Source organism: Tolypothrix sp. VBCCA 56010 (assembly GCF_050875635.1).
Taxonomy (GTDB): domain Bacteria; phylum Cyanobacteriota; class Cyanobacteriia; order Cyanobacteriales; family Nostocaceae; genus Hassallia.
This window is the reverse complement of the sequence record NZ_JBPAOH010000006.1, coordinates 86,289-100,350: the sequence shown is the minus strand read 5'-3', so window position 1 is coordinate 100,350 and position 14,062 is coordinate 86,289. Positions and strand designations below refer to the sequence as shown.

Genomic DNA, 14,062 nt, shown 5'->3' with positions numbered 1-14,062 from the left:
AATTAAATTTTAAAGCTTATGAGTTGATTTCAGAACCCGTATTTTATCACCCGTATTTATACTCATATTACAGGTGGGTGGCGCTCAGAAGTCGTGCAGTAAAAGTTGATAGCAGCAATTATGGCGATTATTTCCTCTAAAAAACAGCCTCAAGAACCCAACAAACAACCAAAATCTCACGAGACGCATACTGCAAAACCAGACATTTTGCAACCCGAAGCTGCTGTTGATGAAGGTAAGCAAGAAGAAAGCATTCGTCCACACCGATTTGCTGATTACATTGGGCAAAAAGACTTAAAAGATGTGCTAGAAATTGCCATTAAAGCAGCGCAATCTAGAAGTGAAGTGTTAGATCACTTACTTCTATACGGTCCGCCAGGATTGGGTAAAACCACAATGGCAATGATTTTAGCATCAGAGATGGGGGTAAATTATAAAATCACGAGTGCGCCTGCGCTAGAACGTCCCAGAGATATTGTTGGGCTATTAGTGAATCTTAAACCTGGCGATGTTCTGTTTATTGACGAAATTCATCGCCTTTCGCGGATGACTGAGGAAATTCTCTATCCAGCGATGGAAGATTATCGCTTAGATATTACCGTTGGGAAGGGTTCCAGCGCGAAAACTCGCAGTATACCACTTTCTAAATTTACATTGGTGGGAGCAACAACTCGTGTCGGTGCTTTAACTTCACCATTGCGCGATCGCTTCGGCTTGGTGCAAAAACTGCGATTTTACGAAGTCGAGGAAATGACCCAGATTATACAACGCACCGCTCAATTACTCCAAACCCCTATGACTATAGATGGTGCCACAGAAATTGCCCGTCGTTCGCGAGGAACACCGAGAATTGGAAATAGGCTACTAAGGCGAGTGCGTGATTATGCGGAAGTAAAAAAATCTGGTGAGATAACCGAAACCGTAGCCGCCGAAGCATTGCAACTATTCCAAGTAGATCCCTGCGGTTTGGATTGGACAGACCGGAAAATGTTGAGTGTGATAATTGAACAATTTAATGGTGGTCCTGTAGGTTTAGAAACGATTGCCGCAGCAACAGGTGAAGATACGCAAACAATAGAAGAAGTGTACGAACCGTATTTGATGCAAATTGGCTATTTAAGCCGCACTCCCCGTGGTAGAACTGCTACAAAAGCAGCATACAAGCATTTGGGCTTCACACCACCGAATGAGCAGATGTCTTTGCTGTAGGGACAAGGAGGACAAGGAGGACAAGGAGGACAAGGGGGAGTTTGTCTTTTTGTCTTCCTTGTCTCCCCCATCTCCCTTGTCTCCCTTGTCTCCCCCCTCTCCCCCTCCCCCACTCCTCCCCTCCCCGTTGTCATGATAAATTGTGGATTTTAACCGCAGATGATTAAATTAATTGCTATTTTGTTAAGTTTGTTGCTTGTGTTTGGACTGGGTAAACCAGTCATGGCAGAATCTCAACAGCCCCAATTTACGGAAGAACAGTTACAAAAAGGCGATGAGTTAGCGAAGAAGGCTTTTGCTGCTACTGATAAAGGTGATTTTGTTACTGCTGAAAAGTACTGGACAGAAATTATCGAGCAATTTCCTCAGAATCCGGCAATATGGAGTAACCGAGGAAATTCGAGAGTAAGTCAGAATAAGTTGGTTGAAGCGATCGCCGATTATAACAAAGCGATAGAACTTGCACCAAATGCCACCGATCCTTATTTGAATCGCGGTACAGCGTTGGAAGGCTTGGGAAGATGGGATGATGCTTTAGCTGACTACAATCATTTGTTAGAGCTTGACCCGAAGGATGCGATGGCGTATAATAATCGCGGAAATGCGAAAGCCGGTAAAGGAGAATGGGAAGAGGCGATCGCTGATTATCAAAAGTCAACTGAAATCGCTCCAAATTTTGCCTTTGCTCGTGCTAATTACGCTCTCGCTCTCTACCAAATCGGTCAAACAGATAAAGCGATCCGCGAGATGAAAAACATCATCCGCAAATATCCGAAATTTGCTGATATGCGTGCAGCGCTTACCGCAGCTTACTGGGTAAAGGGACAACAAGGTGAAGCCGAAAGTAACTGGGTAGCAGCTGAAGGACTTGATAGACGCTACAAAGATATTAATTGGGTGAAAAATATCCGCAGATGGCCCCCCAGTATGATATCAGCTTTAGATAAATTTTTGAAATTACAGTAGAAGCTGATTTTTATCGGCTTATTTTCAAAGTTACTGGCGGCTAGTTTCGATTTTCAAGATAGATAACGACGAAGTAAGACTGCATAAGTCACAATCTGTCACACCCATTAGAAATGAGGTAGTGATAATTGAACTAATCACTTTATCAAAAGATTACGGGAAAGCTCAGGTAACTATGACTCATTTTGGGTTAATCTGTCCTGCATCAACTGGTCACCTCAACACAATGCTCCCCTTGGGGTACGAACTTCAAAAGCGCGGTCATCGTGTGACTTTCATCGGAGCGCTTGATGCTAAACCTAAGATACTAGCAGCAGGATTGGAATTCTGGGCGATAGGCGAAGCTGAATTTCCGAGTGGGGCGATCGCACAATCTTTGACAAATCTTGGTAAACTGAGCGGAATAGCAGCAATGAAGTATACCATCAGTCTGTTTAAGGAGTCAGCGGTTGTTATGCTTCGAGATGCACCAAAAGCCATCAAAGCAGCAGGTGTGGAAGCAGTGTTAATAGACCAAGTTTCACCAGGGGGAGCAGCTGTTGCAGAATTTCTCGATATTCCCTTCATTACTGTATGCAGTGCTGTAGTTCTTAACAGAGAAGAGAGTATTCCACCTCATTTCACTAACTGGCGCTATCATCCTGCTTGGTGGGCGCGTTTTCGCAATCAAGCCGGTTACAAGTTGCTCACAACCATTGCCAAACCAATCACACAGGTGATAGCAGAGTATCGCCAAGAGTGGAACTTACCCATACCCTCTGGTTCCAGTGATGGCTTCTCTCAACTTGCTCAAATCAGTCAACAGCCTGCTGAACTAGAATTTCCAAGACAGCACTTACCCAAGTGGTTTCATTTTACAGGACCTTATCATAGTCCAGTTGGTCGGGACTCTGTTGCTTTTCCATATGAAAAGTTGACGGGACAACCCTTGATTTATGCCTCACTGGGAACAGTACAAAATCGACTACAGTATGTTTTCCGTGATATTGCCCAAGCATGTGAGGGATTGGATGTTCAATTGGTGATGTCTTTGGGAGGTTCACTTGAACCAGAAGCACTGCCAAAATTACCTGGTGAGCCTTTAGTTGTCAAATATGCACCCCAGTTGGAATTGCTGAAAAAAACCACCCTGGTGATTACTCATGCAGGAATGAATACCACTCTAGAATGCTTAACTAACGGTGTGCCAATGGTTGCCATTCCCATTGCCAACGATCAACCGGGGATAGCAGCGCGTATCGCTTGGGCTGGGGCGGGTGAAGTTGTCCCCGTCAACAAATTGAGTGTTTCTAAACTGCGAGAGGCTATAAAGCGGGTATTAACGCAAGAATCTTACAAGCAGAATGCTCTAAGGTTGCAAGAATCTATTCGTCAAGCTGGGGGAGCGAGTCGTGCTGTTGATATAGTCGAACAGGCGGTATCTACAGGACAGCCCGTCTTGGCTTAAACGCAGCAACAAAAGTTGTTTATGCCTTGGTTAACTTAAATTCCTAATTGTCAATTGTTCTTAGGCATTAGTCATAAGCAAAAAACGACAGAATTATGAAAAAACATGTCATGTTTGTTTCACTTCCTCTACTTGGTCATGTCAATCAAATGATTGCACTAGCTCAAGAGTTAGTATGCAGAGGATACCAAGTCAGTTTTGTTATTGCCGAAGAAGCTAGGGAATGGATCGCTAACACCAACGCTCATTTTATTCCCTGGGAGCCAAGACTGGAAAAAACTGATGAAGGAATTGATGACAACAAAGAGAATATTTGGCAAAAGAGTTCTCAGGAACCCAGCATCTGGCGTGGTGAAAAAATCATGTTAAATGGGCTTGTTGATTCGTATGTTTCTATGTACAAAACGCTGAAACCTATTTTTCAGCAGTATAGCCCGGATCTTCTAGTCATTGATCGCGCTGTTATTCCAGCGATGGACTTAGCCCAGCAGATGAATCTGCCTTACATAATTCAAACTCGATTTTTGGGTAACTTTGTCCCAGCTAGTTCTAAATATCCTCGCTTCGGAACATCTTATTCTGTACATATGAATCTGTGGCAGCGCTGTCTGAATTTCTTCAGACCCTATTGGCTGCTGTTGCACTTTTTGCCTGTTATGAGAAAGCTTAATCAGGTTCGCAGCCAGTGTTCCAACCAAAAAAAATTGAACGATCCTTTTAGCCAACATCCCATGATTGTAGGGACAGCTTTTGGCATTGAAATTCCACGCCCACTACCTCCCTTTGTACACCTAGTCGGACCAATTTTCCCAAAAACAATTAAGCCTCTGAGCGCTTCTTTAAGTAAATGGTTGGAAGAAGGAAAAGAAAGTGAGGGAGTCGTGTATATTGCTTTTGGCACTCTTGCTACTGTTGAAACCTGGCAGGCTGAAGCATTGATAAAAGGACTTGCCGATAATAAATTTCGGGTACTGTGGTCTTTACCCAAGAACCAACAGCACATTCTGCCTGCACTACCATCCTCTTTCCGCATTGAAGATTTTGTTCCGCAACAAGCAGTTCTCTCTCATCCAACCATTCGTGCCTTTGTTAGTCATTGTGGTATGAACAGCATTAACGAAGCTCTGTATTGGGGAAAGCCAATTCTAGCGTTACCCTTCTTTGGAGATCAGCACTATTTTGCCGCACGCGTTGTGGACTTAGGTGCTGCTTTAAAGCTGGACAAACAACATTTTGACAGTGGTGAGGTTCGCCGAAAAATCAATTACCTACTGAGTAACATAAGCTACTCTGAAGCTGCACATCGGATGTCAGTCTTACTTAAAAGCACTGGAGGGTTAGATAAAGCTGCGGATATTGTGGAAACTACGCTCGTTGAAAAAATCAGCCATGAGGTATCTAGCTCTGTAGGGTAAATTTTGTGTTTGGCAGTAGTTCATGATAATTCAGGGTAAGCAATGGAAAAATCGAAATATACTACCAATAGCGAGACAAATAGGGTGTTCAGCGTGTTTGATACTTTTAAAAAAGACGCTGAAGACATCAACACCTCCTCAGTAAACGAGGCAAAATCCAGCCAGCCAGTTCTGACAATATCCTCTCTCGGTCAGTTAGGACGATTCGGCAACCAGATTTTTCAGTATGCTTTCTTGCGGATATGCGCTCAGAAGAGTGGAGCAACAGTGGAGTGTCCCCCCTGGATTGGTCAGACTCTCTTTGGACATGACGATGCACCAATCTCCAAACATTTACCTCCCGCGATTGAGCGTTGGGAATTTGGAAAAAATATGTTTGATCTGATTCCAGAATTCATCCCTTACATTGAAAAATTGGCAGGTGCAAAAAGTTCTCGTGTGGGATTAGAAGCTCTAGATAAAGAACTCGTCAACGTTGATATGTGGGGTTTCTTCCAAGTACACACACGATTTTTGAGACCACACAAAGAATTCTTTCGCTCACTATTTCAACCTGTGAGTGATCTGAAATCACCGTTGGAGGATGGGCTAAATCTTCTGCACTCTAAAGGCAAAACGATAATTGGGATTCACATTCGACGAGGCGATTTTATTAGAGAGCCTCTTGCCAGGTACACGCTTGTAGTTCCCTCAAAATGGTGGTGCAACTGGCTAGACAGCATATGGAGTGAATTAGAAAATCCAGTTCTGTTTTTGTGCAGTGACGATATTGACAGCATTATTCACGATTTTGATAAATTTTCCCCTGTGACATCACAAGACTTGAACGTGAAGCTCCCAGAAAGGATGAAAAATTTAAACATAGAATTTTACATCGACTTCTTTATGTTAAGTAACTGTGATGTGGTCGGTATTAGCAACAGCAGTTTCAGCTTCACAGCTTGCCTGCTGAATGAGCACGCAAAGATGTTTGTCCGTCCACACAGAGATTTCTCCACAAAGTTCACGGTTTTTGACCCTTGGAACAGTGAACCGCTCTTGCATTTAGGAGCTGAACGTTCCAAGTTTCTCAAGAGCTTTAGTGATGCTTTGTATGTTACATTTGTCACCCAAGGTCTTTGGGTTATGCTCAGATGTGCATGTATTTATATTCCTAAAAGCTTTATCAAAATTTGGGCGAGTCGGGCATACCTGGGCTACCAAATTGATGGCATTGTTGGTGTTGTTAAAAGCTTATTGTATACATTAGGCTGGCGTTCTGTATGGAAAACTCCTGATTCTGCCAATTGAAGTAATTTCAAAACAATCAAAGTAGAAAGTTTTTTAGGACAAAAATAATCATATCAATCAAGAAAAAATGGTAAACAAGTATCGTTTAGAAAGAATAGCCAGATTATTATTGTTTCCATCTGTCTTTTTACTAACTATCTTAAAAATTATCAAGATACAGGTTGGCCCAATGATAGGGCGACAAACTAGAAAACAATTGATGCTTGATATGAAATATCTTTGTAATAAGCATTCTGTGATTCCACGTGGTGTGATTCATATTGGTGCACATGAAGGTCGAGAAATAAATTTGTATAGAGAAATGGGTATCAAAAACATTTTTTTTATTGAGGCTAACCCTGTTGTATTCGATAAAATGAAAGAAAATATCAAAGATAATAGTAATATTCTATCAGCCAATTGTGCTATCACTAACTCAGATGGAAAAACAACTTTATATGTGACTTCAAATGATTTAAGTAGTTCAATTTTGCCATTGAAATATCACAAACAAATTTACCCATCTATTGTAGAGACTCATCAAGTCATAGTTCCGTCGAAAACACTTGATAGCCTACTCCAAGAAGAGCAACTAGAACCATCGGATTTCAATATTATAAACATTGACATTCAAGGCGCTGAACTTATAGCTTTTCAGGGAGCAATAAACACCTTGAAGTATATTGAAGCTATCAACACAGAAGTCAATTATAGAGAACTATATGAGGGATGTGCAATAATTTACCAAATTGACGAATTTCTAGAAATGCATGGCTTTAAGCGTGTCGCAACAACAACACCATTTCATCCATCCTGGGGAGATGCCTTTTATGTGAAGAAAAAAGCTGTGTCTTAGTTAAAAAGTCAGTCCTTGGGAATGAGAGAATTATTTTGTATGAAAGCCCAAACTGAATTCTAAGCGCTGATGTATTCTTGATCGCTCTGAGTGAGGAATTGGACAAGCAGAGCAGGAACCCCTTTAAAAGGGTTCCAACATTTTCTAGTAGAAATCCTCTTTATACTCTTCAATATCAACTCAAGCTAGTCTCCAAAACACGCTCATTTTGAGGACGCTTACCCTTTACTACCATCTTCACACCTCCTGCTGGCACAAATAAAAGACCATGACGCACTGCTTGCACAGGTTTGCTATCAGCCAGTTCCATTTGCCAATCAGACAGAATTGTCGCTAAAACCAGTTTCATCTCAAACAAGGCAAACGCCATCCCAATACAGCGACGATTACCACCACCAAAGGGTAAGTATTCATAGGGGGTAAATTGACGTTCTAAAAAACGCTCTGGCTTAAACTGCTTTGGTTGAGGATACAAATCTTCTCGATGATGAGTTAAATAAATAGAGGGAACCAGTAGAGTACCAGGCTCAAATGTGTATCCCCCGATTTGTAATGGTGATTTTACCAGTCGATTTAAAGCTGACATCGCGACTGGGTAAATCCGCAGTGTTTCCGAGCAGACAGCATTTAAATAGGGTAAGCGCAAAATAACGTTAGGATCGGGCTGTTCACCTAAATTATCCAGTTCTTGCAAAAGTTTTTCACGCACCTGCGGCAGATGATGAATCCAGTACAGCGCCCATGATAAAGTATTTGCAGTAGTTTCGTGACCTGCTACCAACAAAGTCATCAACTCATCACGTAATTCTACCTCTGTCATTGGCTCTCCTGCTTCATCACGAGCAGCCATCATCAAAGATAGAATATCAGTTTGAGATGAATCAAGTTTTTCTTTGCGTTCCCGAATTTCCGCGTAGATAAGTTCGTTAATTGAGGAGCGTAGACGCAGGTACTTTGCCCAAGGACTCCACGCTCCTAAATCTTGCCGCAATGCTGGAAAAATCAACAGCAGTGTTCTAAGGATAGGTACTTTGGGATTGAGGATTTCAATCAGAAGTTCCTTAAGTTTCTCATAGCGCGGTCCATCTTCTAAACCAAATACAGCTTTTAAAATCACTTGAAAAGAGATTGCTTGCATGGACGGTCGCACTGCAAAAGTTTCCCCAACCTGCCATTGACTAGTTACTTGTTCGGTAATATCACTAATTAACTGACCATAAGCCTGCATCCGTTCTCCATGCAACGGCGGTGTCAACAGCTTTCTTTGCCGTTGGTGGGGCTTTCCATCTAGCGCTATCAGTGAGTATTGTCCTAATAAAGGGGATTTTATACCTGCTGGCTCACCGGAGTCTAATAATTTTGGATCAGTAGTAAAAATCTGCTGAATCACTTGGGGGTTGCTAATGAATACTTGAGGAGCAGAATTTTGTCTAAAATTCAGGGTGAAGATATCACCATAGCGTTTAGTACACTCTTCCATATATTCTAAAGGACGAGTCAGCCACTGAAATGTCTGTATCCAAGGGTGAGTCTGAGGACCATCAGGCAGTTTAAATGTAGGCATTTTTCACTTCCTCGTAAGTTCGTAGTGAGGACTTCAGTCCTCATATAATGAAGGACTAAAGTCCTTACTACTTTTGCAACCAAACTGACACAGAACCACCCGGACAAGAGAAATTTCCCCATCCGTCACTGTTAGTATAAACAATTTCTTGGATATGTCCGGTGGAATCGTAGAAAGCTGCATTTGCTCGAAACATATTCATCCACTTGCTGCCAGATTCACCGTTGGTCAACACTACAGCCATTGCCCCCGGATGTTCGCTATTACCCAAGCGCGTCCAACCGATAGTATTCGGATGGTCAAAGTAATCGTGTTGGTCGCCAAAACCGTATTCATTACGCGCTTTCAAAAACTTATCAATCAAGAAACGGTGAGAATAAAGAGTTGCATCACGTCCCTTATCATGATATTGCGCTCCGTAATAGTCTGCATAAAAAACGCAAGGATAACCTTCGCGACGTAGCAAAATTAATGCATACGCTAAAGGTTTAAACCAAGGTTCAACTGGGGATTCTAACGATTGACACGGTTGGGTATCGTGATTTTCGACAAAAGTGACAGCTTTGCTTGGTTGTTCTTTAACTAAAGTTCTGTCAAAAAGCGATCGCATATCGAAACTATTACCTTGGCGGCTTGCTTGATGAAACTTAAAATGCAGTGGCGCATCAAATAACGATAACCGCCCATCGCTAGCAGCAATATAGCCGTGTAGCGCATCGATATCCTGTGACCAGTACTCCCCCACACTAAATAATTCTCGCCCGCCAAAATGCACTCGTAGGTGGTTCAACCAATCGCGGAAAAAGCTGGAACGAATATGTTTGACAGCATCAATCCGGAAGCCATCTACACCTGTGGTATCAACAAACCAACGTCCCCAATACATCAATTCACCGCGCACGAACTCGTTACCCATATCCAAGTCGTTCGCCATCAAATAGTCATAGTTACCGTGTTCGTGACTAACTTCTGTCTCAAAGTTATTGTTCTTGATACGGTAGAGTTTATCACCTCGTTGGGTGGCTGCATTGTAGGATAATGTATCAAAGCACCACCAATGCCACTTCATGCTGGAGTATTTATCTCCACGATTAGAAAAATTGAACTTGGTATAAGCTTCAATTTCATACCAATCGCTGACTGGACGGTTGCGATCATTCCAATCCATTTCCTCTGCCCAGATGCGTTCTGTTTCATCTCCACCATCTTTATGGTTGAAAACGACATCGGCGTAGATTTGAATACCCGCATTTTGAGCGGTTTTAATTGCTGTCAGATATTGATCGCGTGTTCCGTATTTTGTGCGGACACTGCCTTTTTGATCGAACTCACCCAAATCAAATAAATCGTAGACTCCGTAGCCGACATCTCTACCGCCACCACTACCCTTGTAAGCTGGGGGTAGCCATAAAGCTGTGAAGCCTGCACTCTTTAACTCGTGAGCCGTTTTGTTCAGTTGATTCCATAGGCTACCATCATCGGGGATGTACCAATGGAAATATTGCATTATTACGCCGTTGGTCATGCGATCGCCTTAATTCAGAATCTTTCGTGTTAGCCTAAGTCTTTTTTGTCACGCATCCAAACATCTCCAGAATTTATTTAGGTTTGCGTTACCGCAACAATTCCTGAATCTGCACTGATGTTAATTCTTGCACATTGCTCAAAACTATCGCCGCTCCCGCTTCTCGCAATGTCTCGGCATAAGCTTCACGACGCGCTACCGTCTCCTGCACATGCGGCGGTAAAATACCTACACCAATCCAAGTGCGGTCAGGTTCAACACTTCGCGCCTTCTCCACCGTGTACATATCTGCTACCGTATCTCCCACATATATCACTGGCTGTAATTTGTCAATAGCCAACAGACGAATAGTAGCGAAAAGTCCGGTAGGGTCTGGTTTACTTGGTGCATCTTCCATCGCCACTAGTATAGGCGACTTTAAACCCAAGCGTTTTTGCAAAATATAATTAGCGGAAGCGCGAGTTGCACCGCTAAAAAATCCCCAGCCAATCCCAGCTGATGTTAGTTGCTCTAAATAGCTAGACTCTAACAATAACGGCTCATCGCAGATATATCCCGTCCAATTGTCCGGGTTGGGTCCTCGGTAACGCGATTGAAAAAAGGCGACAATCGTGTTGTAGTTCAGTTGCAATTGCTCGCGGGGTATAGCTTGAGTTTGAAAATAGCGGTAAATTAACTCTTGGGATGCTTCCCAATCGTTATTCCAAACGCCTTCAGACTTGAGCTGGTCGATATCTAATGATGTCGGGCGATACGCATTTGCCGTAAAATGCTCTACAGTATCGGCGATCGCTCGTCTGTAAGAACCGCCAACATCGCGGATCACACCGTCAATATCAAAGACTACGATGGCTTTTGCAGAAGTTTCTTGAGTCATGGGCGCTTATAGCAAAAGAGTTTTACCTCATAATAAAGCGTGATATCATGACTCAGGTAAAAAATCAGGGTTGAGGACTTCTTCTGGTGTAAAGGGAGATTGTTCGCTTAAGATAATCAAATCCAATTCAGTTTCATCGGCAGCCAACAGCCTCGCATCGTCATAACACTGGGCGAAAACCTCAGATAAAAAAGGTTTGAGGCTAGGACTCTCTTCTAGAGCTTGTCTAAGGCGTTTGCGATGTTCCCGAATCGTGGCTCGCCAACTACCACAGCGCTTATCAGCTTGATACTTATATTTTAATAGATGCATCAGCACCACTGACAAATTGCTTCTGAGTGCTTTGTTTTCACTCCTGCCGATTGTTTCAATTTCTTCAATCAAATTTTCTAAGTCCAGTTCTGTGAGCCGACCTTGCTTGAGCAATTCTATAGTTGCTTGAATCCACAAGTAAAAGTCTTGCTCGTATAACTCTGAACAAGATGTCGTTTGAGATTGAGGCAGTTGGGCAGTCATAAACATCTCTGAAAGCGCCGACTACACTTTATAGTAGCCTTTCTAGAAAAATGGATTTCTCCTTCTTGAATTGCTTATAATACCCGATTGCCCATTTAGTGAGGTATTGCGTTAAAATAAGCGATCGCATGAGTTAATTCCTTAAAACACACAAATTAGCGGAGGTATGATTGACCAAGTTTATTTTGAAGATTTTGTGGTTGGATGAAAACGTCGCCTTGGCGGTCGATCAAGTTGTCGGCAAAGGCACAAGTCCCTTGACTAAGTACTTTTTCTGGCCCAGAAATGATGCCTGGGAAGAGTTAAAAAAAGAGCTTGAGTCAAAACACTGGATTAGTGATGTCGATCGCGTTGAGTTGCTCAACAAAGGAACAGAAGTAATCAACTACTGGCAAGAAGAAGGCAGAAACCGTCCAATGGCTGAGGCTCAACTGAAATTTCCGGAAGTTACCTTCACAGGTAGCGCTTAGTGCGTGTTTTCAATTCCTATTATCTTTCAGGCTGGAAGCCTGGAGCTATACGAACAAAGCCTGCCTACGCAGGCTAAGAACGCTATTTTTCCGTAGTCCGCGTAGGCGGACTTGGTTCGTATAGCTGCACCCTTTAGGGTGTTAGGCAGTTTGAAAACAGCGCCTAGTATCGCATAATTAAGTTGATTGCGATACAAGCTGCCAAAGTTTGATTGTCTTGTCCCTGCTGCCACTAGCAATCAGTGCAACAGGGCTGACAGCAACGGTAAACACTGAGTCTACATGACCAGATAAAGTAGCAATTTCTGCTGTTGTGTTTACCCCAGAAAGCTTAATCGTCTTGTCCCAACTTCCACTAATCAATGTTTCCCCATCGGCACTGAAAGCTAGTGTCACCACCGACCAGGAATGACTGGAAAGTGTACGAATTAACTTACCAGTGTTCACCTCCCACAATTTAATAGTGTTATCATCGCTACCCGTCGCCAAAATTTGACCATCCGGACTGAAAGCGACTGTTAAAACCGCTCTTGCATGACCTATAAGTGTTTGATAAGGGCGGTTTTTCAATTCATTTTGCAATTCAGCAGACAACTTCCACAAGCGAATAGTTCTGTCAAAACTAGCACTTGCCAAAAGCTTTGATTGCGGACTAAACGCAACTGCACCGATCTGTAATTTATGTCCAGTCAAAGTGCAAATTTCTTCGCCAGAATAAACATCCCAGATTTTGACTGTTTTATCCCAGCTACCACTAGCTAGCAGCTTTCCATCTGGGCTAAAGGCAACTGATTTAACAGCGTGGGAATGTCCTCTTAACGTGAAAATCTCTTGGAAGTTGCGAACATCCCAAATTTTGATAGTTTTATCATCGCTACCTGTCGCCAAAAGCTTTCCATCGTAATTGAAAGCAACTGATGTTACTGCTTGGGAATGTCCCCCAAGATTGGCGATCGCTTCAAATGTATTTAAATCCCAGAATATAATGCTTTTGTCATCATTGCCACTAGCCAAAATATTACCATCAGGGCTAATCGCAATTGAATTTACATTACTTAATACATCATATCCAGTCAAAGTGTGCAAACATTGCCACGGAGGATTTTGGATTTTGGATTTTGGATTGGAGATTTTGGATTGGAGATTTTCGAGTGGGGATTTAATACCCATTGCTTCCATAACTTCGTCAGCATTTTGAAAGCGACGGTTAACAGCGTTGGACAGCAACTTGTCAAGGATTTTCGCCAAGCGATCGCTTACTTTGGTGGTAAGATAATCTCGCCAAGCCCAGCAATTATTAGCGACATCAAATAAATCAAACGGCGGAATATGCGTAAGCAAGTAAATGCAAGTTACACCTAAGCTATAAAGGTCACTTGCAAACACGCATTTACCCTTAATTTGCTCAGGAGCCGCATACTCTGGACTGCCGATATTGCCATGCTCTGTAAAAAAGTCGATTTTCGGCACAAATTTAGCTGTAGCAAAATTGACTAAAACCAAATCCCCCGCTTTTGTGCGGATGATATTTTCGGGTTTAATATTGCCGTGAATGATATGGCGATCGCTAATAAACTTGAGAACAGGCAACAAATTTTCTAAAAGTTGCCAAATCTGACTTTCACTAAAAACACCCTCATCCTCAAGCACCTCAGCTAAATTGCTACCCTCAATAAACTCCTGTACCAAATAAAAATACCCTTCCTGCTGAAAATATGCTATAATTGCGGGAATTTGCGGATGCTTACCAATTTCTTCTAAAAGTTGCCTTCTTCGCTCAAAACCGACAATTTGCAGCGAGAATTCTTCAACCACACAACGAACTACAGGAAATCGACTTTCATCCACGGCAAGAAAAACCTTGTAAAATTCCCCTTGACTTATCAACTTAAGTAAACGGTAACGTTCTTGTAAAAAACTCAAAATACCCTTCAAAGAAATTTAAACA

At 42.5% G+C, this 14,062-nt stretch carries 13 protein-coding genes; 8 read left to right on the top strand and 5 right to left on the bottom strand.

All coding sequences use genetic code 11. From position 1 onward, the window contains the following. Positions 1–120: 120 nt before the first annotated feature. From ruvB to AABK37_RS03700, 7 genes are all read left to right on the top strand, one after another. The gene (ruvB, locus tag AABK37_RS03730) at positions 121–1,209 is read left to right on the top strand and encodes a Holliday junction branch migration DNA helicase RuvB (RefSeq protein WP_432550256.1); all 1,089 of its coding nucleotides are present in this window, start codon (positions 121–123) and stop codon (positions 1,207–1,209) included. Then, positions 1,187–1,345 (top strand): hypothetical protein, encoded by a 159-nt coding sequence (locus AABK37_RS03725; RefSeq protein ID WP_432550255.1) that lies wholly within the window; start codon positions 1,187–1,189, stop codon positions 1,343–1,345. Before ruvB ends, AABK37_RS03725 begins: the two co-directional genes overlap by 23 nt. Positions 1,346–1,368: 23 nt before the next feature. Next, a complete protein-coding gene (locus tag AABK37_RS03720; RefSeq protein ID WP_432550254.1) occupies positions 1,369–2,175 on the top strand; it encodes a tetratricopeptide repeat protein in 807 nt (268 codons plus the stop codon). A gap of 175 nt (positions 2,176–2,350) precedes the next feature. Beyond that, positions 2,351–3,622, top strand: a complete 1,272-nt coding sequence (locus AABK37_RS03715) for a glycosyltransferase (protein WP_432550271.1) — start codon at positions 2,351–2,353, stop codon at positions 3,620–3,622. Between the two features lie 110 nt (positions 3,623–3,732). Beyond that, the gene (locus AABK37_RS03710; protein WP_432550253.1) at positions 3,733–5,037 is read left to right on the top strand and encodes a glycosyltransferase; all 1,305 of its coding nucleotides are present in this window, start codon (positions 3,733–3,735) and stop codon (positions 5,035–5,037) included. Positions 5,038–5,079: 42 nt separating this feature from the next. After that, on the top strand, positions 5,080–6,327 hold the full coding sequence (locus AABK37_RS03705) for an alpha-1,2-fucosyltransferase (RefSeq protein ID WP_432550252.1): 1,248 nt from the start codon (positions 5,080–5,082) through the stop codon (positions 6,325–6,327). 67 nt (positions 6,328–6,394) lie between these two features. Then, positions 6,395–7,162 carry an FkbM family methyltransferase gene (locus AABK37_RS03700; protein ID WP_432550251.1) on the top strand — a complete coding sequence of 256 codons (768 nt, stop codon included), beginning with the start codon at positions 6,395–6,397 and terminating at the stop codon, positions 7,160–7,162. 175 nt (positions 7,163–7,337) lie between these two features. Here the strand turns inward: AABK37_RS03700 and AABK37_RS03695 are convergent, their stop codons facing one another. The 4 genes from AABK37_RS03695 to AABK37_RS03680 all read right to left on the bottom strand — a co-directional run bounded on the left by AABK37_RS03695 (position 7,338) and on the right by AABK37_RS03680 (position 11,644). Continuing rightward, positions 7,338–8,726 (bottom strand): cytochrome P450, encoded by a 1,389-nt coding sequence (locus AABK37_RS03695; RefSeq protein WP_432550250.1) that lies wholly within the window; start codon positions 8,724–8,726, stop codon positions 7,338–7,340. A gap of 67 nt (positions 8,727–8,793) precedes the next feature. After that, complete coding sequence (locus AABK37_RS03690; protein ID WP_432550249.1) at positions 8,794–10,251, bottom strand: alpha-amylase; 1,458 nt, start codon at positions 10,249–10,251, stop codon at positions 8,794–8,796. 88 nt (positions 10,252–10,339) lie between these two features. Continuing rightward, positions 10,340–11,128: a TIGR01548 family HAD-type hydrolase gene (locus AABK37_RS03685; protein WP_432550248.1), complete on the bottom strand. Its 789-nt coding sequence runs from the start codon at positions 11,126–11,128 to the stop codon at positions 10,340–10,342. 45 nt (positions 11,129–11,173) lie between these two features. Then, a complete protein-coding gene (locus tag AABK37_RS03680) occupies positions 11,174–11,644 on the bottom strand; it encodes a DUF29 domain-containing protein (RefSeq protein ID WP_432550247.1) in 471 nt (156 codons plus the stop codon). Positions 11,645–11,814: 170 nt separating this feature from the next. Here AABK37_RS03680 and AABK37_RS03675 point away from each other — a divergent pair, with 170 nt between their 5' ends. Beyond that, the gene (locus tag AABK37_RS03675; RefSeq protein WP_432550246.1) at positions 11,815–12,114 is read left to right on the top strand and encodes a 30S ribosomal protein PSRP-3; all 300 of its coding nucleotides are present in this window, start codon (positions 11,815–11,817) and stop codon (positions 12,112–12,114) included. A gap of 177 nt (positions 12,115–12,291) precedes the next feature. On the opposite strand, the gene AABK37_RS03670 is transcribed toward AABK37_RS03675, so the two are convergent. Next, positions 12,292–14,040: a protein kinase domain-containing protein gene (locus AABK37_RS03670; RefSeq protein WP_432550270.1), complete on the bottom strand. Its 1,749-nt coding sequence runs from the start codon at positions 14,038–14,040 to the stop codon at positions 12,292–12,294. Positions 14,041–14,062 lie beyond the last annotated feature (22 nt).

Excerpts from the sequence above, each read along its gene's own strand:
- ruvB (WP_432550256.1), top strand. The coding sequence starts at position 121 with ATGGCGATTATTTCCTCTAAAAAACAGCCTCAAGAACCCAACAAACAA.
- AABK37_RS03725 (WP_432550255.1), top strand. The coding sequence starts at position 1,187 with ATGAGCAGATGTCTTTGCTGTAGGGACAAGGAGGACAAGGAGGACAAG.
- AABK37_RS03720 (WP_432550254.1), top strand. The coding sequence starts at position 1,369 with ATGATTAAATTAATTGCTATTTTGTTAAGTTTGTTGCTTGTGTTTGGA.
- AABK37_RS03715 (WP_432550271.1), top strand. The coding sequence starts at position 2,351 with ATGACTCATTTTGGGTTAATCTGTCCTGCATCAACTGGTCACCTCAAC.
- AABK37_RS03710 (WP_432550253.1), top strand. The coding sequence starts at position 3,733 with ATGTTTGTTTCACTTCCTCTACTTGGTCATGTCAATCAAATGATTGCA.
- AABK37_RS03705 (WP_432550252.1), top strand. The coding sequence starts at position 5,080 with ATGGAAAAATCGAAATATACTACCAATAGCGAGACAAATAGGGTGTTC.
- AABK37_RS03700 (WP_432550251.1), top strand. The coding sequence starts at position 6,395 with ATGGTAAACAAGTATCGTTTAGAAAGAATAGCCAGATTATTATTGTTT.
- AABK37_RS03695 (WP_432550250.1), bottom strand. The coding sequence starts at position 8,726 with ATGCCTACATTTAAACTGCCTGATGGTCCTCAGACTCACCCTTGGATA.
- AABK37_RS03690 (WP_432550249.1), bottom strand. The coding sequence starts at position 10,251 with ATGACCAACGGCGTAATAATGCAATATTTCCATTGGTACATCCCCGAT.
- AABK37_RS03685 (WP_432550248.1), bottom strand. The coding sequence starts at position 11,128 with ATGACTCAAGAAACTTCTGCAAAAGCCATCGTAGTCTTTGATATTGAC.
- AABK37_RS03680 (WP_432550247.1), bottom strand. The coding sequence starts at position 11,644 with ATGACTGCCCAACTGCCTCAATCTCAAACGACATCTTGTTCAGAGTTA.